Consider the following 24,012-nt stretch of genomic DNA (forward strand, 5'->3'; position numbering starts at 1 on the left):
GCGAAGTGACCGCGGAATCCAGCTACTAACAGCACAGTAGGAGGCGAAAAATGGCAGAAGGAATCAGCGGGCTCAGCGAGTCGATGATGAGGTTCAGCCCGCAGATGGACTCGGGCGGGCTCAACCGGCAGGGCGGGGCCGCGGCGGGCGGGGGCATGCAGGAAGGCACCGCCTTCGCGCAGGCGGAAGAGGCGTCCGCGCAGAAACTCCAGCAGTTCATGGAACAGGTGCAGCAGGGTTTCGGCGCGTACGCCGGGATCGCCCGCGCCTCCGCCGACGACTACCTGAACGCCGACCAGTCGGGGCAGCAGACCATCGCGAAGACGCAGAACCTGTCTCCGCTGAAGTCCTCGGCCCCGTTGCACCCGTCGTTGCTGTTCCCGTCCGTGGGAGGTAACTGATGAGCTACACCGGGATGCAGTTCCCCCAGCAGGTCCAGATCATGAACGCCACCAAGCCGCTGGCTCAGGTGGCCTCGCAGGCGGCACAGATGTGGCAGGACGCCGGGACCAAGCTCAGCGGCGCGTCTTCCTCGCTGCAGGGCCAGCTCCAGGCGCTGGAGCCGGACTGGACCGACCAGGCCGGCGCGCAACTGCAGCAGCGCGGCGCGCAGAGCAAGGCGGACATCGATTCGTGGACGGCCGGGATCAGCCAGACCGTCAGCCAGCTCACCAGCCTCTCGTCGGCGATCACCAGCACCGGCCAGCAGATCGACCAGCTGGTCGCGATGGTGCAGGCCAACCCGTTGGTGGCGGCGCTGCTGATGCCGATGCTGCAGCAGCAGGCCGGCGGGCTGATGGACCAGCTCGCCCAGCAGTTCGGCACCGCCACCCAGGCGGTTTCGAGCGCCCAGGGCAACGCGTGGAGCGGGCCGACCGGCAGCTCCGGCGGCGGTGGTTCCGCCGGCGGGTCGTCCTCCGGTGGCGGGCAGTCGGCGAGCGCTTCGAGCGGCGGCGGTGACAGCGGCGCGAGTTCCGCGTCTTCGGCTTCGGGCGACCAGGCGTCGGCATCCGCTTCCGGCGGCGACGCGGCGGCGGGCGGCGACGGGTCGCAGCAGGACCCGGGCCTGAGCGGCGACCCGTCGCTGTCCGGGCTGGGCGGCAGCGTGGCCCCGATCGCGCCGCCGACGCTTCCCCCGCTGGCGCCGCTGCCGTCCGCGCCGCCACCGTCGTTGCCCGCGGGGTTCTCGATGCCGCTGGGCGGGCTCGGCGGTCTGGGCGGCGGTGGCGGCCGCGGCTTCGGCGGGGCCGCGGTGCCCGGCGTCCGGCTGGGCGGCGGCGGGCCGAAACCGTTGCCGCAGGCGGCTTTCCCGGTGGCTCAGCAGGTCACGCCGACCACTGCCGGGCAGGCGCCGACGGTCCCCGAGGCCGAGCCGGCCCCGCCGTCGAACGGCGGTGGCGGCGGCAGCGGGATGCCGATGGCGCCGATGTCCGGCCTCGGCGGGGCCGGCGCCGGTGCCGCCGGTGGCACGCCCGGATCCGGTGCCCTGCAACGGCCCGCGCCGGGCCGGGGCCCCCGTCGCACGACCCCGCCCGGCCTGCCCGCCTCCCTGCGCGGCAAAGCGGGCCGGACCGACCCGGCGGCGTTCGCGCCGCTCGCCCGCACGGTCCGCCGTGACCGCGCGGACGACCCGACCACGGTCGAGCTGCTCGACGAGGACCTCTGGGTGGTCGGCGACAAGAGCGCCCCGGCGCTCGAACCGCCCGCTCCGCCGCGTCGTCTGGCTCGCTGACCCGGCCCCAATGGCTCGTGAGTGTTCAGGACGGTTCTGACCGTCCTGAACACTCACGAGCTTTTTCTTGCCCTTGGCGGGAAAACCTTTGGGCACGGGACGCAGCCGGACGCCGCTCCGGCCCGTGATGGCGGCTGGAGCGGCACCGACTGCGGCTGGGGTTACTGATTCGGCGTCACCATTGCCGCATCGCCGAAGCGTGGTCCAGACCAGGCCCCTGCGGCACCCGGGCCATCAGCCCGGCGGGGATCCGCACCGGCGCGATGCCGCGGTAGCCGAGTGAGTCGAGCAGGTCCGGGCTGCTCAGCGGGTACGCCCGGCCCAGGTCCGTGACCACGGCATAGGTGCCGGCCGGGGCCTGGTCGCTCGGCATCACCTCGACCACCGCCGCCGTCCCCGGCGGCACGAGCACCTGGTCGGCCAGCGCGACCCCGCCCGGAGTCCGGCCGGGAGTGGTGTTCGCGGGCGGCGGCAGCTCGTCGCCGACGCTCGCACTCGGGACGGACGCGCCCGGGGCGAACGTCAGGCAGACGCGGTCCGAGCCGGCCGCGAACACCGGCCGGGCCGCGGGCGGGTCTTCGTCGGTGGCCGCCGGGCGGGCGGCCACCGACGCGCCGCTCACCTCGATCGGGCTCAGCCGTACCGGGAACGGCTCGGCGCCGCCGTAGGCACCGGTCGTCGGCCGGTACGCGCGCTGGATCTCGTACTCCAGCGGGGTGATCGGCCGCAGCTGCCCGGTTTCGGCGAGGTAGTACTGGTTCTCCATGGTCAGCAGCTGCCCGGCGAGCAGGTCCGGGCGGCCGGGCACCGCGTGGGACGGCTTCCCGGCGTCCGGCACCGCGATCGGGGTGAGCGGGGCGCCGACGGGCAGCACGTCGACCACCGCGGCCCCGACCCGCGTGCGCGGGGCCGAGCCGAGCGCCAGCTCGACCGTGACCGCGTCCGCGGCGGCGATCTTGTGCCGGTGGCCGCCGGCCACCAGGTACTCGTCGCCGGTTTCCGGGGTCTGCACGAGCAGCGCGCGGTCCCCGAGCGGGGTGCCGCCGGGTGCCTGGTGCCCGACCAGCAACGCCGAGCGGTACGTCGTGGCGCCGGTGAGGTCGGTGCCCGGCTGGGAGCACAGCGTCCAGCCGTCGCGCAGCACCTGGCCGGGCGCGGGCAGCGCGTCCGGCGCGTCCTGGATGCCGATCCGCGGCCCGCGGGGGACGCCGATCAGGGAGTTCGCCGAGACCGAGGTCGTCGCCGCGTGGCTGCCGAGGGCGAGCAGCGCGGACGCGTAGTTCGTCACCGGGTCGAGCTTCCCGTTGAGGTAGACGAATCGCGTGCCGGTCTCCTTCTCGACGATCACCGACTTGCCGTCCTGCCAGCTGTGGTCGCCGCCGGGGGAGAGCAGGCCGTACACCCCCGCCGCGGCGAGCCCGATGACGGCGAGCACGACCCCGGCGACGGCGGCGCCCGCGGGCAGCCGGAAGGGTGGCTGTTCGGGGTCGGTCTCCCGGGTCACCAGCGCGGAAACCGTGCGCTGCAAGAGGAATTGGTGGGCTTGGAGCCGATCGCGCGAGGTCGCCATGTCAGCCGCCCAGCCCGCGCAGGTAGCCGTACAGCCCGAGCACCGCGCACACCACGGGCACCACGGCCAGCACCAGCGCCATCTCGAGCAGCTCGGCGTAACGGCCCCAGCGTGGACTCGAGGGCTGGGTGCTGCGCCGCAGTCCGATCACGACGATCAAAGTGGACAGTCCGAACAGGACTGGACCGGCCACGGTCAGCGGACCGGCGGCGAGCAGGGGGCCGAGTGCCAGCGCCGTCGCCCCGGATCCGGCGGCGAGCAGCCAGGCGACCCGTTGGGCGAGCACGGGGTGCAGCCGCGCGCGCAGGGTGAAGCCCACGGTGAGCAGGATGGCCAGTACCAGCGCGGAGGTGCCGCCGTCGCGGACCAGCAGGACCAGCGATGGCACGGCCGCGATGACCGCGCCGCACACCAGCCCGGTGAGCAGGCCGTCCGCGCGGACGACGGTGGCGTACACCGCGGCGCGCGAAGGCATCGGCTCGTCGCGGAGCAGGTCGGCGGTGCCACGCGGGAGCACCGGGATCGGCATCCGCGCGGCCCGGATCGACAGGGGCGCGAGCAGCGGCGAGAAGGCGAGCGCGCTCCCCGCGATGACCGCCGCGGCGCCGGTGGTGCCGAACGTGTCCATCGTCGCGAGCCAGCCGCCGAGCACGGCCAGCAGCCCGCTGGTCGAGCCGGCGATGAACAACGCCGGCCGGTCGACGACGCCGAGCAGGCCGAGCACGGCGGCCAGCAGCAGCGCCGCCCCGGCCGCGATCAGCTGCGGCGCGCCGAGCCCGGTCAACGGCCGGTCACCGGCGAACAGCAGGCCGCCGCCGGCGAACGCGAAGGGCAGCGCTGCCGCGGCGAGCACCGACCCGGCGCCGGCGTCTCCCATGGCCCTGGCCAGCGCCGTTCCCGCGATCAGCAACAGCAGCGCGGCGCCGAGCGCCCACGCGGCGGGCCCGGGCCACGGCGGTCCGGCGAACGCCACCGCGACCAGCGCCAGCAGCGCGCCGACGGCGCCCGCCACGAGCCCGGCCCGCCGGGTGTGCCGCGGGTCCCACGCGCTGCTGGCGCGTTCGGCGCCGGCGGCGATCGCGGCGACGAGGTCGTCGTACTCCAGCTCGGGCCACTCGGTGCGGGCCGGGACGAGGTTGAGCACCTCGCCGTCGAGCACCCGGTGGGTGGCCAGCGTGCTCGCGCCGCCGAGCACGGTGCCGTCGGGGCGGCGGAGCACCCAGCCGCCGTTCGGCACGCCTTGGTCGGCCAGGTGTTCCCCGGCGTGCTGGAGCAGGCCGGGCAGCAGTTCGGCGATCGGGGACCGTTCGGGCAGGGTCAGATCGACGCGGCGGGCCGGGGCCGCCACGGTGACCCGGACTAGGCCGATGGTGGGCATGCGGGTCTTCCTTTCGCAAGGGGCGCCGCGGCGGCAGCAACCTGCCGGGACGAGCGCGGGTGGCTCGGACCTCTCCTACGATGGGGGCACGGCGCCGGTGGTGGAACGGGGTCGGCAGCTAGCGGACACGGAGGTCAGGCGTGTGGGGCGACTCGGCGGCGTGCGGCGAGCGGACGGGGCGGTGACCGCGGTGGCGACAACCTTGCCCGGCGGCGACTGGGCCCTGGTCGGCCCCGGCCCGATCGCGACCACGTACGCGGGCCTCGACCACGGCGTCCCGGTGGCGCTGAAGGTGTTCCCGTCCCGATTCGACCGGGTGACGCTGTCCGCGGTGGAGCGCGAACGAACCCGCCTGCGCGGCGTCCCGTCGGTGCTGCCGGTGGACGCCGTAGAACAGTTGCCCGACGGCCGGCACGTGCTGCGGATGGAACTGTGCGCCCAGTCGCTGGCGACGCTCCTGCCCCGCGTCGGCCAGCTCACCCCGTCCGACACCGTGGTGCTGGGCCACGCACTGGCAACGGCCCTCGCCGGCGCCCACGCAGCCGGCGTCGTCCACGGCGGCGTGACCCCCTCGAACGTCCTGTTCCGAACCTCGGGCCAACCGGTCCTGTCGGACTTCGGCGTCGCCCTCCGCCTCGCCTTCCCCCGCGACCCGGTGCAGGTGCTGGACTACCTAGCACCGGAAACACTCCGCACGGAAACCCTCGACGAGCGCACGGATTTGTACGGCCTGGGCGCCCTCCTGCACGTCGCCCTCACCGGCCGCCACCCCCTGCCAGGCCAACTCGGTGAGCCAGTGGGTGAACGCGTGCTCCGCGTCCTGCGCACTCCCGTCCCCGCCATCCACCAACCCGGCGTGCCGACGGAACTGTCCACAGTGGTCGGACGCCTACTGGCCCCGGACCCGGCCCACCGACCTGCCAGCGCGGCCTGGGTGGTGGACCAACTGTCAGCGATGATTCCGCGGTTGGCTGTGCCTGCGCCTGGCTACGTGCCTGCGCCTGTTTATGCGCCTGCGTCTGGCTCCGAGCCTGCGCCTGGCTACGTGCCTGCGCCTGTTTATGCGCCTGCGTCTGGCTCCGAGCCTGCGCCTGTTTATGCGCCTGCGTCTGGCTCCGAGCCTGCGTCTGGCTCCGAGCCTGCGTCTGGCTCCGAGCCTGCGTCTGGCTCCGAGCCTGCGCCTGGCTCTGCGCCTGCTTCCGCTGCTGCGCCTGGCTCCGCGTCTGGCCTCGCGCCCGCTTCCGCTGCTGCGCCTGGCTCCGCGCCTGCCCCTGCACCCCCGCTTAGCCTCGCGCCCGCTCCCGCTGCTGGGCCTGGCCTCGCGCCTGCTCCTGTGCCCGTTTATGCGCCCGCTCCTGGCCCTGCCCCCATTTATCCACCAGCTCCTGCCCAGGCTGCCGCCGCTCCTGGGCCAGTGCCCGCTCCTGGTCCTGCCCCTGCACCCAGTTCCGCCCCGGAGCCCGGGCCCGGCGTTGCTGCCGCTCCGGTCCCTGCGGCCGGTTCCGCACCGGAGCCCAAGCCTGGGGCTGGTTTCGTACCGGCGTCTGTGTCTGGTGCTGCCCCGGTCCCTGCGGCTAGTTCCGTACCGGAGCCCGAGCCTGGCTCTGCCCCGGTGCCTGGGGCCGGTCCGGTACCGGCGTCTGCGCCTGGCTCTGCCCCGCTCCCTGCGGCTGGTTCCGTACCGGAGCCCGAGCCTGGCGCTGGCCCGGTGCCTGGGGCTGGTTTCGTGCCGGCGTCTGTGTCTGGCGCTGCTCCGGTCCCTGCGGCTGGTTTCGTGCCTGGTTCTAGTGCTGCTGCTGCCCTGATCTCTGCGGCTGGTTCCGTACCGGAGGCCGATCCTGGCGAGGCCGCTGTCCCTGCGGCCAGTCCCGCGCCTGTACCCGGCGCTGCTGCCGGTCCGGTCCCTGCGGCCGGTTCAGTACCGGCGTCCGTGCCTGGCGTTGCCCCGGTCTCTGGTTCTGGTGCTGCTGAGGCTCCGGTCCCTGGCGCTGGTTCCGGGTCGGTGTCCGGTTTTGGTGCTGTGTCGGTTCCTGGCCCTGGTTCCGTAGGCGAGACCCAGTCTGGCGCGGCCGCGGGCCCCGTGCCTGTGTCCGGAGCTGCTGCCGGTCCGGTTCCTGGCCCTGGTTCCGTACCGGAGCCTGCGCCTGGCGCGGCCCCCGCGGCTGGTCCTGCGCCTGCGCCCGGTGCTGGTCCCGCGCCCGTTCATGCGCCGTTCCCGCACGGTGGTGCGGGCGCGGTGCCCGGGTCCGATGTTGCGCCGGACACCGCGACCGCGTCCGCTGCTGAGGGAGGGGCTTCTCGCGGGGCCGTCGCTGGGGCTGGGGCAGGCAGCTCGCCCGCTGGAGTACCAGGCTCTGGTGGTGGGGCCGCGGTCTGGGGCGGTGGTTCTCTTGCACCGAGCGGGCCGGGCGGGGCGAGTGGCTATTCGGAGCCTCACCACCCCAGCGCGCCGGTTCCCGGGGTGCCGGATCTTCAACCGGCCGCGCCGGACGGGGCCGGGGCGTCGGTTGTGGGTGAGCCGGGGGCGTGGGAAGGCGAGTTCGACGATTTCGGCGCGCCGGAAGGACCCGTGGCGGAGGGGTTTGACGAATCGGCGCCGGTTGAGTTGCCGGCTTCGGTTGTTGCGGAGTTGCCGTCCGGGCCGGGTTTGCCTGGGGGGTCGACGGTTGCGGAGCCGGCGGAGCGGAAGCGGCGGGTGCGCTGGGATGTGGTCGTCGGCGGGCTGGTCGCGGTGTGCGTGGTCGCGGCCGGGCTGGTGCTGCTGCTCGGTGGTGGATCGGACGACCTCACCACGGTGGCGCGGACCCCGCCGCCCGCGCCGCCGTCCGGCGCGCCCACCGCGGTCACCCTGGAGCTGGCCGAGCCCGCCGACCACGGCAACCAGGTCACGCTCAGCTGGAGCAGCAGTTCCGACAGCGTCGACTACGCGGTGATCGTCGCGCCCGAGGGCGAGCCGAACCGCGCGATCCTCGCCCAGCGGCTGCACACGCTCACCGTTCAGGTCGACCCACTGCGCCGGTACTGCTTCGAGGTGCAGGCCACCGACAGCCAGAGCGTCTACAAGAGCGCGCCCCAATCGATCCGCGGCGCGACCTGCCACCGTTAGGGAGTCCACTGTGGTCAGCCGGGCGGGGCGTCGGCGATCGCGTTGAGGGCCGTCACCACGGTGCGCTCCTCGTGGGCGAAGTGAGCGTCCAGCTCGGCGGCCAGACGGTCCAGCTCGGCGACGTCGACGGCCGCCCGCAGCTCCCGCTGGATACGGGCCACGGTGGTGTGTTGCGCCGTGAGCTCGGCCAGTTCCGCTGCGAGGGCCGGGAAACGCTCGGCGAGCATCGGGAAGGTGGCGGCGTCCTCGCCACCGTGGTGGCGGGCCAGCGCGGTGCAGAAGCCGGCGCAATGCGCGCGCAGGTCCGGTGGCGAAAGCCTCACCGCACCGTCGATGGCCTGTGCGCGCAGGGAATTCAGCTCGTCACGCAGCCAGCGGTGGACCTCGACGAGCCAGTCGCCCATGCCCTTCACCCGGTCGAGCCGGTGGAGGACGACCACGGGAATCACGCGGGTGGCCTTCGCCTGGTATTCGGCGTACCCGGGCGCGGCCTCGACGACACGCGCGAAGAGGTTGTCGCGTTCCGGAGCCGGTGGGATGCCCGCGTACGCGTCGTACGTGGTGTCGCCGGTTTCGACCGTGACACGCGGATTGCTGCGAATGTTGTGGAACCAATCCGGGTTCCGCGCCGCTCCGGCAGCGGACGCGACGACCACGCCAGTGCCGTCGAATTCGAGATAGCCGAGCAGACTTTCCCGGCGTAGCCCCGTTTTCGCGCCAGTGGTGGTCAGTACGGCCAGGCCCGGCATCCGCTCGGGATGCTCGCGAAAAGTGGTGATGAGATCCATATGTTTCTTCCCTACATGGAGGAGAGCGCGCTGAAACCCGGGAAACCCTTGGGGTGACAACGATTGCGGGAAAATCCGGGAATCCGGACTCCGTGGTGGCTGAGTAGCCGGTACCTCCATGCGTAGGCCCATCCGGGGCGCGCGACGAAATTAGCACGGAATCCGGAAGACGGGCAAGGCGCATCGCCTCGGCGGTGAGGGTCGATCGAACGGACCCGTGGTGTCGCACGTTTGTGCCGGCCGCTTCCCCTCTGGGCCGCCGGGGCGCAGACTGGGCTGATGGACCGGCGGGTGCGGGTCGCGGTGCGGGTGGGCGGGGTGGTGCAGGGGGTGGGGTTCCGGCCCTTCGCCCACGGGCTCGCGCGGCGGCTGCGGCTGTCCGGCTTCGTCGGCAACGACGCGGCCGGGGTGTTCGCCGAGGTGGAGGGGCCCTCGGCGGACGTCGACGCGTTCGTCCTCGCGCTGCGGGAAGAGGCGCCACCACTGGCGGTGGTCGACGACGTGCGGGTGACCCCGATGGCGGTGGCCGACGATGTGCAGCCGGTCTTCAGCATCGTCGACAGCCCGGCCGGCGGGCAGGTCTCAACGCTCGTCTCCGCGGACAGCGCGACCTGCGCCGACTGCCTCGCCGAGCTGCGCGATCCCGGCGATCGACGGTACCGGTACCCGTTCATCAACTGCACGAACTGCGGGCCCCGCTTCACGATTGTGCGCGGCGTGCCGTACGACCGGCCGTTCACGACCATGGCCGGCTTCCCGATGTGCGCCGGCTGCCGACGGGAGTACGAGGACCCCGGCGACCGGCGGTTCCATGCACAGCCGGTGTGCTGCCCCGTCTGCGGGCCGAAGCTGTGGTTCCACGAAGAGCGACGAGAACCGGACGGGACAACCCCACTTAAGTCCACAGTGGACGCGCTGCGGGCGGGCGCGGTAGTGGCGATCAAGGGACTGGGCGGATACCACCTTGCTGTAGACGCGGAAAGCGAAAGTGCCGTCGCCGCCTTGCGCGGGCGGAAGCACCGGGAGGACAAACCGTTTGCGATCATGGTCCCCGATCTCGCGGCCGCCCGGAAGGTCGTGGCGCCGGGCGAAATCGGCGAACGGCTCCTGACCAGCCGCCGTAGCCCGATCGTGTTACTCCCGCGCGTCGCGAATGGTCCCCTCGCGACCGCCGTCGCGCCTCGGAACAGAAAAATCGGCGTGCTGCTGCCCTACACCCCGCTGCACCACCTGCTGCTCGGCGACTTCGGCGGCTCGATCGTGCTGACCAGCGCGAACGTCTCCGACGAGCCCATCGTCTACCGCGACGAGGACGCTCTGAACCGCCTCAAAACCATCGCCGACGCCTTCCTCACCCACGACCGCGCCATCCACACCCGCACCGACGACTCCGTGGTCCGCCCCGTCCGCGGGCGCGTGCAGCTGCAGCGCCGCTCGCGGGGGTACGCGCCCGAGCCCGTCACGCTCCACCGGAAAGTCCCGCGGCACGTGCTGGGCTGCGGCGCCGAGCTGAAGAACACCTTCTGCCTGGCGAAAGACGACCACGCGTTCGTCTCGCACCACATCGGCGACCTCGAGAACTACGAGACGCTCAAGTCCTACACCGAGGGCATCCGGCATTGGCGGGAGCTGTTCGACGTCACCCCGGCCGTCGTCGCGCACGACCTGCATCCCGAGTACCTGTCCACGAAGTACGCGCTCGACCTCGAAGGCGTCGAGCACGTCGGCGTCCAGCACCACCACGCGCACATCGCCTCGTGCCTGGCCGACAACGGCGAGGACGGCCCGGTCCTCGGCGTCGCCTTCGACGGCACCGGTTACGGCACCGACGGCACGATCTGGGGCGGCGAGTTCCTGCTCGCGGACCTGGCCGGGTTCGAGCGCGTCGGCCACCTCCAGACCGTGCCGATGCCGGGTGGCGCCGCGGCCGTCCGCGAGCCGTGGCGCATGGCGGCGGCCCACCTCGACGCCGCCGGAATCACAGCGGAAGACCTCAAAACCAGGCACGAGGAACACTGGGACGACGTCGTCAAAATGGCCCGCAGCGGACTGAACTCACCGTTGACCTCCAGCGCAGGCAGGCTTTTCGACGCCGTCGCCGCACTGCTCGGCGTGCGCGACTGCGTGAACTACGAGGGCCAGGCCGCCGTGGAGCTGGAGCAGCTGGCCGACCCCGAAGAACGCGGCACCTACCCCGTGAGCATCGACCGAAACCAAGTGTCCACAGTAGACATAATCCGCGCCGTCGCAGAGGACCAGCAGAACAAAACCCCGGGACCGATCATCGCCGCAAGATTCCACAACAGCATCGCCGACGTCGTCGCCCGCGTCTGTGAGCAACTCCGAACAGCCGAAACCGTAGCCCTCTCCGGCGGCGTCTTCCAAAACGCCCTGCTCCTCGACCGAACGATAGATTCCCTGCACCACAAGGGTTTCCGAGTGATCACCCACTCCCGAGTGCCGGCGAACGACGGCGGGATCAGCTTAGGGCAGGTCGCAGTGGCAGCCGCGCGCGAAGCCACGAGTACCACGAGTCCAGCCCGTCACCGCGGGTAGCGCTCAGCTCCAGGACCCGGGCGCGGGGGTTGACGTGCCCCAGATCGTGGTTGAACTCAGCGACGTCGAAGTCCACGTACGGCAGCAGGTCGATCTTGTTGAGCAGCACCAGATCCGTCGACGCGAACATGTGCGGGTACTTCAGCGGCTTGCCCGGCCCCTCGGTGACGGACAGGATCACCACCCGCGCGGCCTCGCCGAGGTCGAACAGCGCCGGGCAGACCAGGTTGCCGACGTTCTCCACGAACAGCACCGACCCGGGCACGACGGCGAGCGTGTCGAGCGCGTTGTCCAGCATCGTCGCGTCGAGGTGGCAGCCGGCGCCGGTGTTGATCTGCACGACGGGCGCGCCGGTCGCCTTGATCCGCGACGCGTCCAGCTGCGTCTCCTGGTCGCCCTCCACCACCGCGAACGGAAGTTCGTCGCCCAGCGCGCGCACGGTGTGTTCCAGCAGCGTGGTCTTCCCGGCGCCGGGTGAGCTCATCAGGTTGATCGCGAACACGTCCTGGTCACGCAGCCGTTGCCGGGTGTGCCCGGCGAGGTGGTCGTTCTTCGCCAGCACATCCTGTTCCAGCACCACGGTGTGGCTGTGCCCCTCGTGGTGGACGACCGCGTCGTCCGAACAGCCGCAGGTTTCGCACATGTCAGGCCACCTCCACGGACTTGATGCGCAGCTGGCGCCCGGCCAGCACTTCGACGTTCGCGCTGCCGCAGGGGCAGAGCAGGATCGGGTAGTCGATGCCGAACTCACAGCCGCAGTCCCGGCACGCGGCGCGGCCCGGCGGCTCGTCGATCTCCAGTGCCGCGCCCTCCAGCGCCGTTCCCGTGCAGAGCACGTCGAAGCAGAAGCGGACGCTGTCCGGCACCACGCCGGACAGCCGCCCGATTTCCAGCCGCACGCTCCGCACCGCGACGTCGCCGAGCCGCGAGACGACGGCGTCGACAACGCTCTGGGTGATCGACATCTCGTGCATCTAGCAGATCCTCGGCAGCGGATCGCCCACCAGCATGTCGACGATCCGCGTGCCGCCGAACGCGGTGTTCAGCAGCACCAGCCCCGGCGGGTCGTCGGCGACCCGGCCGATCACCGCCGCGTCCGCGCCCAAGGGGTGCGAACGCAGCGCCGCCAACGCGTCCGAGGCCTGGGCACCGTCGACGATGACCACGATCCGGCCCTCGCACGCGACGTACAGCGGGTCGATGCCGAGCAGCTCCGACGCGCCCCGGACCTCCTCGCGGACCGGGATCGCGTTCTCGTCGATCACCACCGCGACCTCCGCCGAGCGAGCCACCTCGTTGAGGATCGTCGCGACGCCGCCACGGGTCGCGTCGCGCATCGCGCGCACGCCCGGCACCGACGCCAGCAGCCCGGCCACCAGTTCGTGCACCGGCGCGGTGTCCGACTCCAGGTCGGCGTCGATGTCCAGCTCACCGCGCGCCAGCATGATGGTGACGCCGTGGTCGCCGATCGGGCCGGAGACCAGCACCGCGTCGCCCGGCTTCACCGTGGCGACGCCGAGCCCGGACCGGATGGACACGCCGACGCCGGCGGTGTTGATGTACACGCCGTCGGCCTTCCCGCGCTGCACCACCTTCGTGTCGCCGGTGACGATCTGCACGTCCGCCGCCAGCGCCGCCGACCTCATCGATTCGACGATCTTCAGCAGGTCCTCGACGGGGAAGCCCTCTTCGAGGATGAAGCCCGCCGTCAGGTACAGCGGCCGCGCGCCGGAGACGGCGAGGTCGTTCACCGTGCCGTTCACGGCCAGGTCGCCGATGTCGCCGCCGGGGAAGAACAGCGGTGACACCACGTACGAATCCGTGGTCAGCGACAGCTTCGCCCCGCCGATGGTGAGCGCGGCGGCGTCCTCCATCGGCTCCAGCAGCGGGTTGCGGAACGCGTCGAGGAACACCGCCTCGATCAACGTGTGCGTCGCCTTGCCACCGGAGCCGTGTGACAACGTGATGCGCTCCTCGCGGACCTTCGCACGCCGTCGCCGGGCACGCTCGATCCGGTCGAGCACCTGCTGTTCCCGCTCGGTCGTGGTCATACCTGGCTCGCCTCCCGCACCCGCTTACGGCTGAACCGCCCGAAGTTGTAGTACGCGGCGCAGGCGCCCTCCGGCGAGACCATGCAGGTGCCGATCGGCGTCTCCGGGGTGCACGCGGTGCCGAAAACCTTGCACTCCCACGGTTTCAGCACGCCCTTGAGCACTTCGCCGCACTGGCACGCCTTGGGGTCGGCGACCCGGATGCCGGGCACCTCGAAGATCCGCTCGGCGTCGAAGGCCGCGTACTTCTCGCGCACCCGCATCGCCGAGTGCGTGATGAAGCCGAGTCCACGCCATTCGAAGTACGGCCGGAGCTCCATCACCTCGTTGATCGCCTTGAGCGCCACCAGGTTCCCGTCCCAGGGCACCACGCGCGAGTACTGGTTCTCGACTTCGGAGCGACCTTCGGACAGCTGCACCATCAGCATGTAGATGGACTGCAGGATGTCCAGCGGCTCGAACCCGGCCACCACCACGGGCTTGCCGTAGTCGCGCGCGATGAACTCGTACGGCCGGCAGCCGATCACCGTGGACACGTGGCCCGGGCCGATGAAGCCGTCGAGCCGCAGGTCGGGGGAGTCGAGGATGGCCTTGATCGCCGGGATGATGGTCACGTGGTTGGCGAACACGGAGAAGTTCTCCAGGCCTTCGGAGGCCGCGCGCAGCAGCGTCATCGCGGTGGACGGGGTGGTCGTCTCGAACCCGATGGCCATGAACACCACCCGCAGGTCCGGGTTCTGCCGCGCGATCTTCAGCGAGTCCAGCGGCGAGTAGACCATCCGGATATTGGTGCCCTCGGCGTTGGAGTCGAAGAAGTTCCCGCCGGAGCCGGGCACCCGCATCATGTCGCCGAACGAGGTCATCAGCACCCCGGGCTGGCGGGCGATGTGGATGGCGTCGTCGATCCGGCCCATCGGGATCACGCACACCGGGCAGCCCGGGCCGTGCACCAGCTGCACGCTCTCGGGCAGGTAGTCCTCCAGGCCGTGTTTGTAGATGGTGTGCGTGTGCCCGCCGCACACCTCCATGAACTTGTACACGCGCCCCGGTTCGCACAGCGCGGTGATCTTCGCGGACAGCGCGCGCGCCTTGTCCGCGTCCCGGAACTCGTCGACGAAACGCATCAGCTGGCTCCTATTCGATCCGCGATTCGAGCAAGGCGGCGATCTCGTCCTCGTAGGCCTTCCCGATGCTCTCGAGGAACTCCATGGCCGCGGCGGCCTCGGCCTCGTCTATTTTGGACAGTGCGAAGCCGACGTGGATGAGGATCCACTCGCCCGGCACCGGCGGGTCGTCGGTGAGCAGGCCGATGTTGATCGTCCGCTTCACCCCACTGACCGAGACTTTCGCGAGGTCCGGCCGCTCCTCGCTGATCTCGATGATCTCGCCCGGAATCCCGAGGCACACGGCTACATCCGGCTCATCTCGAGGTACCGCCGGACGTCCGGTTCGACCAGCCGGGCGAACCAGGCCGCCCCGCCCACCAGCACGAGCAACAGCAGGAATCGCTTGAACATGTCAGACCTCCGTCTTCTGTCCGTCCGGCAGCCGTGAGGCGGTGCCCCACGCCAGTTCCGCCACCGCGCGCACCGCCGCCGGCACGGCCGCCTGTACTTCCTCGGAGAGCCCGATGCCGGGCTCCACGTTCCCCGGCTCGCAGCCGACGATCAGCACTCGCCCGGCGTCGCCGCCGAGCAGCCGCAGCAGCCGGAACACGGCCTCGGGCTGCATTCCGTGCGCGTCGATCGACGGCGCCTTCGCCAGGTCGTCCAGGTCCGCTTCGATCAGCGACAACGTGCCGGGCGGCTGGCCGTGCGGCGTCGCGTCGAGCAGGATCGTGGTGTCGTAGCCGCCGAGCAGGTCGTAGGCCAGGTGCATGCCGGCGATGCCGTAGTCGGCGATCTGCACCCAGTCCGGCAGCTCGGCCTGCTCCAGCCGGGTGATCACCTCGACGCCGAACCCGTCGTCGCCGAGGAAGATGTTGCCGATGCCGGCCACCAGCACGCGAGGTCTCATAACGGCTCCAGCTCGTCGGGGGAGAAGTAGCGGAACCGGCCGTGCGCGTTCTGCAGTTCCGCGGCGGGGTCGGAGTCCACGGTCACGGCCACGTGCGTCGATCCGTCCACATCGGACAGCACGGCGCGCACGGTGGCGGCCAAACCGGTGAGGAACATGTCCTGGGCGTCGGTGCCGTGCAGGTTCGGCCGGAGCCGCACGCGTGAGCCGGCCGCGACGCGCGCGCCCGCGACCACCACGCTGTCGGTCTCCGGCGAGACGGACGCGTCCGCCCCCGGGTCCCACCACGGAACTACCGGATCTGGCCGCGGCTCCCCGGTCACCGAACGCAGGTAGCGGACGGTGCCGTGCAGCCGGTCGAGCAGCTCCTGCGGCATCTCGTCGACCCGGTCGACGATCGACGCCGCCCGCGGGTCGGTGGCCCTGGCCTCGCGTTTCTCCTCGTCGGTGAGGGTCATCGTGCGCAGGGTGAGGATTTCGTCGATCTCGGTGCCGTCGAACAGCTCGCCCGCGCTCTCGGCGGCGATCGCCGGGTCGTCGTACAGGATGATCGGCGACGCGAGCATCACCGGGCTCTGGGTGGTGCTCCCGATCAGGACCGGCCAGACGCGCTCGTTCACGCAGGACTCGACGGCCGGCTTCGCCCACTCCGGCGGGTCGAGCATCGAGAGGAAGTGCCCGGAGTCGACCGAGAGGATCAGGTGCGCGGCCAGCAGCGCGTGCCGCAGCGCCGTCTCCCGGGTCGGGTCCGCGGCGGTCCACGGGCTGGTGTTGCGCAGGTCGAGCCGCAGCCGGGCGCCGCCGAACGGGCCGTCGAGCGAGTCGAGCCGAGCGGTCAGCACCCCGCTCAGCTCCTGCGAACGCCGGACGAGCGAGCAGCCGTCGCCGACGTCCTCGGGCTCCTCCCCGCCCGGCACGGCGAACGGCGTCTCGACGGGTTGCGCGAGCAATTCGGCCGCGGGCAGCACGAAGTCGATCTCGCGCTCCACGGCCTCGTCCCAGGTCGTGTACTCGGTGCCGGCGGCGGTCATCGCCGGGACGAACTCCTCGCCGTCGTGCGCCAATCGTTGCTGCGCCTGAAGAAACCGCAGCTTGATGTGCAAAACCGTGTGCGAGCGCGGTTCCAGCAGGCACTCCGTGTGCGAAGTCGCGTACTCGCCGCGCGCGTCGTCGGCGTAAGAGGGCGGCATCAGCACACCCCACTGCCAGCGGACGCGGTTCTTGCCCGCCGACGCGCGGTACGGGTAGAGCAGGTAGCCCTCGTACAGCACCGCGTCGCCGACCGCGCGGGCCTGGTCCCCGACGGCGGTCACGGCGGATCACCGGCCGAGCCGAGCAGCTTCTCCATCGCCGCGTCCCAGGTCGGGATCGCGTGGCGCGCCTTGTACTTCAGCAGCTCGTCGATGGTGTCCCGGTGCAGCTTGAGCCAGGCGACGTGCGGGAAGTACCGATCCATCAGCCCGTCCCACGCGGTGATCGGCATCCGGACCTCGGCCTCGACGTGCCACGGCACCGGCTCGACCCAGAACCCGGGGCCGCCCTTGCCGAACACGGTGCCGCTGAACAGCAGCGCGAGCGGGACGACCCCGTCGGCCAGCGCGTGGAAGTACTTGCCCGCGGCCACTTCCAGGTCGTAGCTGCACGGCACCTCGAGCACGAACTCGGTGGTGCCGGTGAACCCCGGCACCACCGCGGAGACGGCGGCGAACTGGAACGGCTTCAGCGTCTCGCCCCAGCGCGAAGGGTCGCCGAACAGATCGGTCAGCAGCTCGGACTCCCCGTCGGAGTACCGCCGCCGCTGCGGCTCGATCCGCAGCTGCACCCGCAGCACCAGTGCGTACACCGGTTGTGCGGTCAGCTCGGTGACCCGCAGCGTGAACGCCAGCGTGGGCGAGGCCGCATACTTCAGGGGCTGCACGTCGATGCAGTCGAAGGTGAGTTCAGCCATCGGCCACGACCTCGCTGCGTTCGCGCAGGTCCGCGAAGAACCCGTCGATCGCCTCGTGGGCCGCGCCGCCGCCGTCGAAGCCGCGCCAGTGCAGCCGGACCAGGCCGACCAGCTCGTAACAGGCGTCGATCGGCACCAGGAAGCACTCGTAGCCGAAGTCGTGCTTGCTGATCAGCAGCGCCTCGACGTCGGGCGCGATCGAGGCGAACGCCGGTTGCGTGGCGAGCAATTCGGTCCAGGTGTCCAGTGGCAGCAAGGATTCCGTCGCGCCGGCCGGGCTCGGGTAGAACGCGACGGTGCGCTCCTGCACCGAGTTGTGGAACAGGAACGCCATCCGCACCGGCACCCCCGCCGACTCCCACAGCGCCGAGCCCGCCGGGAAGCGCGGCGCGTGCAGGTACCGCGTCGGCACCGCGCGGTGCCGCTTGCCGCCCGCGCCGGTGTGCGTGAACAGCAGGTAGCAGCCCCGGCAGGTGCACATGATCGCCCGCGACTCCAGGTCGATCACGTGCCCGTGGCCGGCCCCGACCGGTTCCGTGCACAGCTCGCACCGCTCGCCGGGCGCGGGCCGCACGGCGGGCTGGAGGAACCGGCGCAGGCCGCCCGTCATGCCTGCTCCACCGGGACCGGGCACTCCAGCGCTTCGAGCGGCAGCAGCGGCCGTCCACCAGGGCCGGTCGGCTCGGGCACCACGCCCTCGACGACCACGTCGGAGATCTCCGGCGCCGCCTCGCGGACCACCCGCTCGATGGCGTACTTCGCCGTGACGGTCGAGGACGGGCAGCCGTCGCACGTCCCCATCAGCTGCAGCTGGAGCACGCCCTCGCCGGTGATGCCGACGATGTCGACGTCACCGGCGTGCGAGCCGAGGTACGGCCGCACCTTGTCGAGCGCTTCGGTGACGCGCTCCAGCGTCGTCTTCGGGTGCAGGTCGTGCAGGACCAGCAGGCCGGCGATGTGCTCGTCTTCGGCGAACTTCGCGACCAGCTGCGGCCCGGCCGCGTCGACGATCCGGGCCAGCCCCTCGCCGTAGAACTCCAGCAGGGTGTGGACCAGGTCCTCGGCGACCTCCGCGTCCTCGCCGGAGAGCTCGCCGAGCAACCGGTCGATGCGCTCGCCGACCTGCCCGACGTCGGTCATCAGCCCACCTCTCCGCCGAACGCGTGCGGGGTGTGGATGCGTTCCAGCGTCTTGCCCTTGCCGGTGTACATGTGCACGCCGCAGGGCAGGCACGGGTCGAAGCTGCGGACCGCGCGCATGATGTCGATGCCCTTGAAGTTCTCCTGCGTGTTCTCCTCGAAGATCGGCGTGTTCTGCACGGCGTCCTCGTACGGGCCGGGGGTGCCGAAGGAGTCGCGGACACTGCCGTTCCACGGCGTCGGCGGGTACGGGTGGTAGTTCGCGATCTTGCCGCCCTTGATCACCATGTGGTGCGAGAGCACGCCGCGCACGGCCTCGGTGAACCCGCACGAGACGCCCTCGTCGGGCACCTTGAACGGCTCCCACGTCTTGGTGTTGCCGCCGCGGACCTCGGCCAGCGCGCGCTCGGCGAAGTGCAGGGCGACCGCGGCGGAGTAGGCCTGGAAGTACGTCCGCGCGCGGTTGCGCTCCAGCGCGTTGCTCCACTTCGGGATCTTCCACTCGAAGGTGACCTCGGGCTTGAGCGCGGTGCGCGGCAGGTTGATCACCACGCTGTGCCCGGTGGACTTCACGTAGTCGGTGTCGACCAGGCCGGCCAGCGCCGTGGTCCACAGCCGCGCGATGGGGCCGCCGCCGGTGTCGAGCGCGAGGTGGTCCTTGCCGTCGAACCAGCGCGGCGACATCGTCCACGAGTACTTGTCGTCGAAGTCGCGCTTCTGCGGCCGCGGGATCGTGTGCTGGTTCCACGGGTGCCGCGAGTCGACCGGGTTGCCGAGCGGGTCGTGCGTGACGAACTTGTCCATGCCCTCCCAGTCCTCGTAGAAGGACGAGCCGAGCAGGATCCGGATGCCGAGGTTGATGTCGAGCAGGCTGGTGGTGACCAGCTTGCCGTCGACGACCACCCCGGGCGTGACGAACATCTTCCGGCCCCAGGCCTCCATGTTCTCGTAGGTGAAGTCGCAGTACTCCGGGTTGTTCAGGCTGCCCCAGCAGCCGAGCAGGATGCGGCGGCGGCCGACCTCCTCGTAGCCGGGGATGGCTTCGTAGAAGAAGTCGAACAGGTCGTCGTGCATCGGCAGGCAGCGCTTCATGAACTCGACGTAGCGCATCAGCCGGGACAGGTAGTCGGTGAACAGCTGCACCGTCGCGATGGTCCCGACGCCGCCGGGGTACAAAGTGGACGGATGCACGTGCCTGCCCTCCATCAGGCAGAACATCTCCCTGGTGGACCGGCTGACCTGCAGCGCCTCGCGGTAGAACTCGCCCTCCAGCGGGTTCAGCGAGCGCATGATGTCGCCGATGGTGCGGTAGCCGTGCTGCTCGGCGTGCGGTGATTCGGTGCGGTTGGCCAGCTCCAGCACCCCGGGGCTGGTCTCGGCGACCATCTTCTCGCAGTAGTCGACGCCGACCAGGTTCTCCTGGAAGATGTTGTGGTCGAACATGTACTCGGCGGCCTCGCCGAGGTTGATGATCCACTCGCCGAGGTGTGGCGGGCGCACGCCGTAGGCCATGTTCTGGTTGTAGACCGAGCAGGTGGCGTGGTTGTCACCGCAGATGCCGCAGATGCGGCTGGTGATGAAGTGCGCGTCGCGCGGGTCCTTGCCCTTCATGAAGATGCTGTAGCCGCGGAAGACCGAGGACGTGCTGTGGCACTCCACCACCTTCTTCTGCGCCCAGTCGATCTTCGTGTAGATGCCGAGGCTGCCGACGATGCGCGTGATCGGGTCCCAGGCCATCTCGACGAGTTCGGTCTTGCCCTTGGTGCTGACGTTCTTGCCGCTCTGTGTCTGTGTCATGTCCCCAGTCCCTTCAGCGCCAAGAGGAGCGGTAGCCGGTCTCGAGCTGCTTGCCCGTGTGCCGCCACTTCGGCTCCAGGTCGACCTTGCGCTCGGTGATCTTGCGCAGCCGCCGGATCACCGAGCCGTACGCGCCGCTGGCCAGCGAGGAAACGTGCGCGCCCGGCGGCTCGTCCATGAACGGCATGAACTTGTCCGGGAAGCCCGGCATGGTGCAGCCGATGCAGATGCCGCCGACGTTCGGGCAGCCGCCGACGCCGTTGATCCAGCCGCGCTTGGGCACGTTGCACTTCACCACCGGGCCCCAGCAGCCCAGCTTCACCAGGCACTTCGGCGAGTCGTAGGTGTCGGCGAACTGGCCCTGCTCGTAGTACCCGGCTCGATCGCACCCCTCGTGCACGGTCGCACCGAAGAGCCACTGTGGACGGAGGTGGTCGTCCAGCGGGATCATCGGGGCCTGGCCCGCCGCCTGGTAGAGCAGGTAGGTCAGTGTTTCGGAGAAGTTGTCCGGGTGCGTCGGGCAGCCCGGGATGCAGACGATCGGGATGCCGGCGCCGGACTTCCAGTCCCAGCCAAGGTAATCGGGCACGCCCATGGCGCCGGTCGGGTTGCCCTCCATGGCGTGGATGCCGCCGTACGCCGCGCAGGTCCCGGCCGCGACGACCGCGAGGGCCTTGGGCGTCAGCCGGTCCAGCCACTCGCTGGTGGTCATCGGCTGGCCGGTCTCCGGGTTGTTGCCGAAGCCGCACCAGTAGCCCTCGGACTTGATCGCCTCGTTCGGGATCGAGCCCTCGATGACCAGCACAAACGGTTCCAGCTCACCACGATCGGCCTTGTAGAACCATTCGATGAAGGTGTCCGCGCCCTTGTCCGGCCCGCACTCGAAGTCGATCAGCGGCCAGTGGACCGCGATCTTCGGCAGGCCGGGCAGCGCCCCGAGGACGATCTCCTCGATGCTGGGCTGGGTGGCCGCGGTCAGCGCGACGGAATCGCCGTCGCACGACAGTCCGGCGTTGATCCACAGGATGTGGATGGGTTTCACTTCTTCCTGAGTATGCGTCACGGCTGTGGCCCCTCGAGGTCGTCGAGCGCGCCGAGGGTCAGCTCCCACAGCGCGTGGTAAAGGGTGGTCTGGGCTTCCTGGATGCGGTGCACCGAAGGCGACGGCACGACGAAGAGGTGGTCGATGCTGTCCAGCTCGGCCATCTTCCCGCCGTCGTAGCCGGCGATGCCGACGGTGAGCAGGCCGCGGCGGGCGGCCTCGTCGAACGCGGCCAGCAGGTTCGCCGAGTTCCCGCTGGTGGACAGGCCGACCGCGATGTCGCCGGCGCGGCCGAACGCGGCGACCTGCCGGGCGAACACGACGTCGAACCCGATGTCGTTGCTCAGCGCGGTCACCACGGCGATGTCGTTGGTGAGGCCGAACGCGGGCAGCGGGCGCGCGTCCCCGGCTGGGGAAAGGAACAGGCTGGCGAGGTCCTGCGCGTCGGTGGAGCTGCCGCCGTTGCCGAACACCAGCAGCCTGCCGCCGCGCGCGAACGCGCGGGCCAGGTCGCGGGCGCAGGCCCAGAGCCGCTCGCCGTCCGATTCGAGCACGCTCGCGCGCAGCTCGATGATCTCGCGAGCCTTGTCTACTGTGGACTGACGGACCTGGGTGAGCACGGCCTCGACGTCACTGGCACCCGCGTACAGGAACGGGTACAGCTCCTCGAGACCACTGGCGCCCACGGGCTTTCCCCGTGTCATGGCGCTCATCTCCTAGCGGACTAGGGGTTCTCCAGACGCGCGATGGCTTCGCCGGCGTGTACCAGGATTCGGTCGCCGACACCGGCCGAAACCAGTGCCACGCTCACCTCTTCCCGGCCGGAGCCGGTATCCACGACTGCGAACCCGAGGTCCAGGAGTTCGACTACGGTCACTTCGACTGCGGTGTCGGAACACGTGATGCACACCCCGTCGTGACAGACGGGGACCGGTGCTCTGTCGGCGTCAGGCGCGTTCAAGACGCCACCTCCGGTGCGAGCACGCCGGGATGTTCGAAGAAGACGTGCACCAGCTCCCACAGAATGTGGTACGCCGTCACGTGCACTTCCTTGACCACCAGCGGGTCGGCGGACCGCGCGACGAGCACGTGGCCGATCCCGGGGGTGACGGCGATGGCCCCGCCGTCCCCGCCGGTCAGCGCGATGGTCAGCAGGCCGAGGTCGCGGGCGGTTTCGAGGCCGCGGCGGACGTTCTCGCACTCGCCGTCGGCGGAGATGCCGAGCGCGATGTCCGCGGGCTCGGCGAGGAACCGGATCTGGTGCGCGAAGACCTCGGCCAGCCCGACGCGGTTGGCCACGCCGGTGAGCGTGGCGACGTCGGCGGTCAGCGAGATCGCGGGCAGCGCCCGCTTGCCGACGATCACCGGGTGCACGAACTCCACGGCCACGTGCTGCGCGTCGGTGCTGGGCCCGCCGTTGCCGAAGACCACCAGCTTCCCGCCGCGGTGGAAGCGCTGGGCCATCCCGTGACACGCGTCGGCCACGGCGCCGGCCTGTTCGGCCAGGTCGTACACGGGGGCGACGCGGCGTTCGAACAATGCCGCGACCCCGTCCGCGCTCTTCGGAGACCACGACATCGCGGCTCTTCCCTGTGCGCTCAGTGGTGGGAGCAAGGCCTCTAGCGTAGATCTGTGAAGTGAGTCACACAATAGGATCACTTGATAGATCGGGACGCCTGCCCGCGGTACCCGGCCGGGCGGGTACGCGAATGATCTTTTTCTTGCCTGGTCAGGGGAACTCACGCCGCGGTGGCCGAGCGGCGCGGCCGGCCGCGGGAATTCGCACCGAGTGGGGGACGGCAGCCTCAGGCCCGGTCGCGTTCGCCCGGGGCTTGTTCGGCGCGGGCTTCCTGGGCGCGGGCGACCCAGGTTTCGGCCTCGTTGACGGAGCCGCGGCCGTGCAGCATCCGGGCCAGGCTGAGCATGCCCTGCACGTCGCCGGTTTCCGCCGCGGCGCGGAAGAACTTCTCGGCCTGTGCGAGGTCATCGCGCGCCTCGGCGAGGTGGCCGAGGTTCGTCATCGCCGGGACGCTGCCGTGCTCGGCCGCCTTGCGGTACCAGGCCGCGGCCTCGCCGTCGTCGCCGCGGTTGCGGGCCAGCACGCCGAGGTTCGTCATCGCCGCGATGTCACCGGCCTCGGCCGCGTCGAGGTACCAGGCTTCGGCCTCGTCGACCTCGCCGCGACGGTGCAGCAGCAGCCCCAGCCGGACGGCCGCCTCGACATTGCCGCCCGTCGCGCCCTGGCGGTACCACGCTTCCGCGTCCTTGGTGCGGCCGAAGCGCTCCGCCTGGCCGCCGAGCAGGCAGGTGCCCGCGAGGTCGCCCGCGTCGACGGCCTCACGCCACCAGCGCGCGGCCTCGCTCTGCCGGCCCCGCCCACGCAGCACGAGGCCGACGTCGAGCATCGCGGCGGTGTTGCCCGCGCTCGCCGCGCGGCGGCACCAGTCCTCGGCTTCGTCGGCGCGGCCGCGTTCGGCGAGCAGGTGGCCGAGCGCGGCCATCGCCTCGGTTTCCTCGGTTTCGGCGGCCGCGCGCAGCCAGTACTCCGCGTCCTCGAGCCGGCCGCGGCGTTCGAAGGAACGGCCCAGCCCGACCATTCCGCGCGGATCACCGGCCAGCGCGGCTTCGTGGTACCAGCGTTCGGCTTCTTCGTGGGCGCCCCGGTCGGTGAGCAGGTGGGCCAGCACGGTCATCGCGACGCGGTCGCCGCCCAGCGCCGCCCGGCGGTACCAGGACTCGGCCTCGACCAGCTCGCCGCGCTCGCGCAGGGCCGCCGCGACGCGGGTCATGGCGACCAGGTTCCCGCCCTCGGCGGCCTTCAGCTGCAGGTAGTCGTCGACCCGCGTGTTCCACTTCCGTAGCCGCCCGGACATCGGCGACGCTCCCTTC

The 24,012-nt window shown here is 71.1% G+C and carries 24 protein-coding genes and 1 pseudogene; 5 read left to right on the plus strand and 20 right to left on the minus strand.

Annotated elements, in window-relative coordinates; genetic code table 11:
• Nucleotides 1–50 precede the first annotated feature (50 nt).
• Nucleotides 51–401, plus strand: coding sequence for a hypothetical protein (locus BMY97_RS27530; protein ID WP_143086309.1), 351 nt, complete (start codon nt 51–53; stop codon nt 399–401).
• Nucleotides 401–1,732: a hypothetical protein gene (locus BMY97_RS27535; protein WP_091621732.1), complete on the plus strand. Its 1,332-nt coding sequence runs from the start codon at nt 401–403 to the stop codon at nt 1,730–1,732. Before BMY97_RS27530 ends, BMY97_RS27535 begins: the two co-directional genes overlap by 1 nt.
• A 175-nt stretch (nt 1,733–1,907) precedes the next feature.
• Here the strand turns inward: BMY97_RS27535 and eccB are convergent, their stop codons facing one another.
• Nucleotides 1,908–3,302 (minus strand): type VII secretion protein EccB, encoded by a 1,395-nt coding sequence (gene eccB / locus BMY97_RS27540; protein ID WP_091621735.1) that lies wholly within the window; start codon nt 3,300–3,302, stop codon nt 1,908–1,910.
• A 1-nt stretch (nt 3,303) separates the two neighbouring features.
• A complete protein-coding gene (eccD, locus tag BMY97_RS27545) occupies nt 3,304–4,680 on the minus strand; it encodes a type VII secretion integral membrane protein EccD (protein WP_091621738.1) in 1,377 nt (458 codons plus the stop codon).
• Between eccD and BMY97_RS49640 the strand changes: the two are divergent.
• Nucleotides 4,679–5,593: pseudogene (locus BMY97_RS49640) on the plus strand (protein kinase domain-containing protein); the annotation flags it as partial. The gene eccD and the pseudogene BMY97_RS49640 overlap by 2 nt on opposite strands.
• Nucleotides 5,594–7,375: 1,782 nt before the next feature.
• Nucleotides 7,376–7,786 (plus strand): hypothetical protein, encoded by a 411-nt coding sequence (locus BMY97_RS48655; RefSeq protein WP_245787520.1) that lies wholly within the window; start codon nt 7,376–7,378, stop codon nt 7,784–7,786.
• 14 nt (nt 7,787–7,800) lie between these two features.
• On the opposite strand, the gene BMY97_RS27555 is transcribed toward BMY97_RS48655, so the two are convergent.
• Nucleotides 7,801–8,574: a nitroreductase/quinone reductase family protein gene (locus BMY97_RS27555; protein ID WP_177231579.1), complete on the minus strand. Its 774-nt coding sequence runs from the start codon at nt 8,572–8,574 to the stop codon at nt 7,801–7,803.
• Between the two features lie 279 nt (nt 8,575–8,853).
• Here BMY97_RS27555 and hypF point away from each other — a divergent pair, with 279 nt between their 5' ends.
• Nucleotides 8,854–11,130, plus strand: coding sequence for a carbamoyltransferase HypF (gene hypF, locus BMY97_RS27560; protein WP_091621747.1), 2,277 nt, complete (start codon nt 8,854–8,856; stop codon nt 11,128–11,130).
• On the opposite strand, the gene hypB is transcribed toward hypF, so the two are convergent.
• The 17 genes from hypB to BMY97_RS27640 all read right to left on the minus strand — a co-directional run bounded on the left by hypB (nt 11,054) and on the right by BMY97_RS27640 (nt 23,996).
• Complete coding sequence (hypB, locus tag BMY97_RS27565) at nt 11,054–11,773, minus strand: hydrogenase nickel incorporation protein HypB (protein ID WP_091621751.1); 720 nt, start codon at nt 11,771–11,773, stop codon at nt 11,054–11,056. The two genes, hypF and hypB, sit on opposite strands and share 77 nt — an antisense overlap.
• Nucleotide 11,774: 1 nt before the next feature.
• Entirely contained in the window at nt 11,775–12,104 is a 330-nt protein-coding gene (locus tag BMY97_RS27570) for a hydrogenase maturation nickel metallochaperone HypA/HybF (protein WP_091621756.1), read from the minus strand.
• Nucleotides 12,105–13,181 carry a hydrogenase expression/formation protein HypE gene (gene hypE / locus BMY97_RS27575; RefSeq protein WP_091621761.1) on the minus strand — a complete coding sequence of 359 codons (1,077 nt, stop codon included), beginning with the start codon at nt 13,179–13,181 and terminating at the stop codon, nt 12,105–12,107.
• Nucleotides 13,178–14,305, minus strand: a complete 1,128-nt coding sequence (hypD, locus tag BMY97_RS27580; protein WP_091621766.1) for a hydrogenase formation protein HypD — start codon at nt 14,303–14,305, stop codon at nt 13,178–13,180. Before hypD ends, hypE begins: the two co-directional genes overlap by 4 nt.
• A 10-nt stretch (nt 14,306–14,315) precedes the next feature.
• Nucleotides 14,316–14,588, minus strand: coding sequence for a HypC/HybG/HupF family hydrogenase formation chaperone (locus BMY97_RS27585; protein WP_091621771.1), 273 nt, complete (start codon nt 14,586–14,588; stop codon nt 14,316–14,318).
• Between the two features lie 2 nt (nt 14,589–14,590).
• Nucleotides 14,591–14,698: a DUF6893 family small protein gene (locus tag BMY97_RS49645; protein WP_425425336.1), complete on the minus strand. Its 108-nt coding sequence runs from the start codon at nt 14,696–14,698 to the stop codon at nt 14,591–14,593.
• Between the two features lies 1 nt (nt 14,699).
• Complete coding sequence (locus BMY97_RS27590; RefSeq protein WP_091621775.1) at nt 14,700–15,197, minus strand: hydrogenase maturation protease; 498 nt, start codon at nt 15,195–15,197, stop codon at nt 14,700–14,702.
• A complete protein-coding gene (locus tag BMY97_RS27595; protein WP_091621778.1) occupies nt 15,194–16,510 on the minus strand; it encodes a hypothetical protein in 1,317 nt (438 codons plus the stop codon). Before BMY97_RS27595 ends, BMY97_RS27590 begins: the two co-directional genes overlap by 4 nt.
• Nucleotides 16,507–17,145, minus strand: coding sequence for a DUF6084 family protein (locus BMY97_RS27600; RefSeq protein WP_091621780.1), 639 nt, complete (start codon nt 17,143–17,145; stop codon nt 16,507–16,509). Before BMY97_RS27600 ends, BMY97_RS27595 begins: the two co-directional genes overlap by 4 nt.
• Entirely contained in the window at nt 17,138–17,755 is a 618-nt protein-coding gene (locus BMY97_RS27605) for a DUF5947 family protein (RefSeq protein ID WP_177231580.1), read from the minus strand. The genes BMY97_RS27600 and BMY97_RS27605 overlap by 8 nt, the downstream gene beginning before the upstream one ends.
• Complete coding sequence (locus BMY97_RS27610; RefSeq protein ID WP_091621783.1) at nt 17,752–18,285, minus strand: NifU family protein; 534 nt, start codon at nt 18,283–18,285, stop codon at nt 17,752–17,754. The genes BMY97_RS27605 and BMY97_RS27610 overlap by 4 nt, the downstream gene beginning before the upstream one ends.
• Complete coding sequence (locus BMY97_RS27615; protein WP_091621786.1) at nt 18,285–20,081, minus strand: nickel-dependent hydrogenase large subunit; 1,797 nt, start codon at nt 20,079–20,081, stop codon at nt 18,285–18,287. The genes BMY97_RS27610 and BMY97_RS27615 overlap by 1 nt, the downstream gene beginning before the upstream one ends.
• Before the next feature lie 13 nt (nt 20,082–20,094).
• Entirely contained in the window at nt 20,095–21,123 is a 1,029-nt protein-coding gene (locus BMY97_RS27620; protein WP_425425337.1) for an NADH-quinone oxidoreductase subunit B family protein, read from the minus strand.
• Between the two features lie 17 nt (nt 21,124–21,140).
• Nucleotides 21,141–21,827, minus strand: a complete 687-nt coding sequence (locus tag BMY97_RS27625) for a D-sedoheptulose-7-phosphate isomerase (protein WP_091621791.1) — start codon at nt 21,825–21,827, stop codon at nt 21,141–21,143.
• A gap of 20 nt (nt 21,828–21,847) precedes the next feature.
• Nucleotides 21,848–22,084 carry a HypC/HybG/HupF family hydrogenase formation chaperone gene (locus BMY97_RS27630; protein WP_245787521.1) on the minus strand — a complete coding sequence of 79 codons (237 nt, stop codon included), beginning with the start codon at nt 22,082–22,084 and terminating at the stop codon, nt 21,848–21,850.
• Entirely contained in the window at nt 22,081–22,701 is a 621-nt protein-coding gene (locus BMY97_RS27635) for a D-sedoheptulose-7-phosphate isomerase (protein ID WP_091621796.1), read from the minus strand. The genes BMY97_RS27630 and BMY97_RS27635 overlap by 4 nt, the downstream gene beginning before the upstream one ends.
• Before the next feature lie 227 nt (nt 22,702–22,928).
• Nucleotides 22,929–23,996 carry an SEL1-like repeat protein gene (locus tag BMY97_RS27640; RefSeq protein ID WP_091621799.1) on the minus strand — a complete coding sequence of 356 codons (1,068 nt, stop codon included), beginning with the start codon at nt 23,994–23,996 and terminating at the stop codon, nt 22,929–22,931.
• Nucleotides 23,997–24,012: the final 16 nt, after the last annotated feature.

The sequence above is a fragment of the Amycolatopsis saalfeldensis genome (genome assembly GCF_900110575.1).
Classification (GTDB): Bacteria; Actinomycetota; Actinomycetes; order Mycobacteriales; family Pseudonocardiaceae; genus Amycolatopsis; species Amycolatopsis saalfeldensis.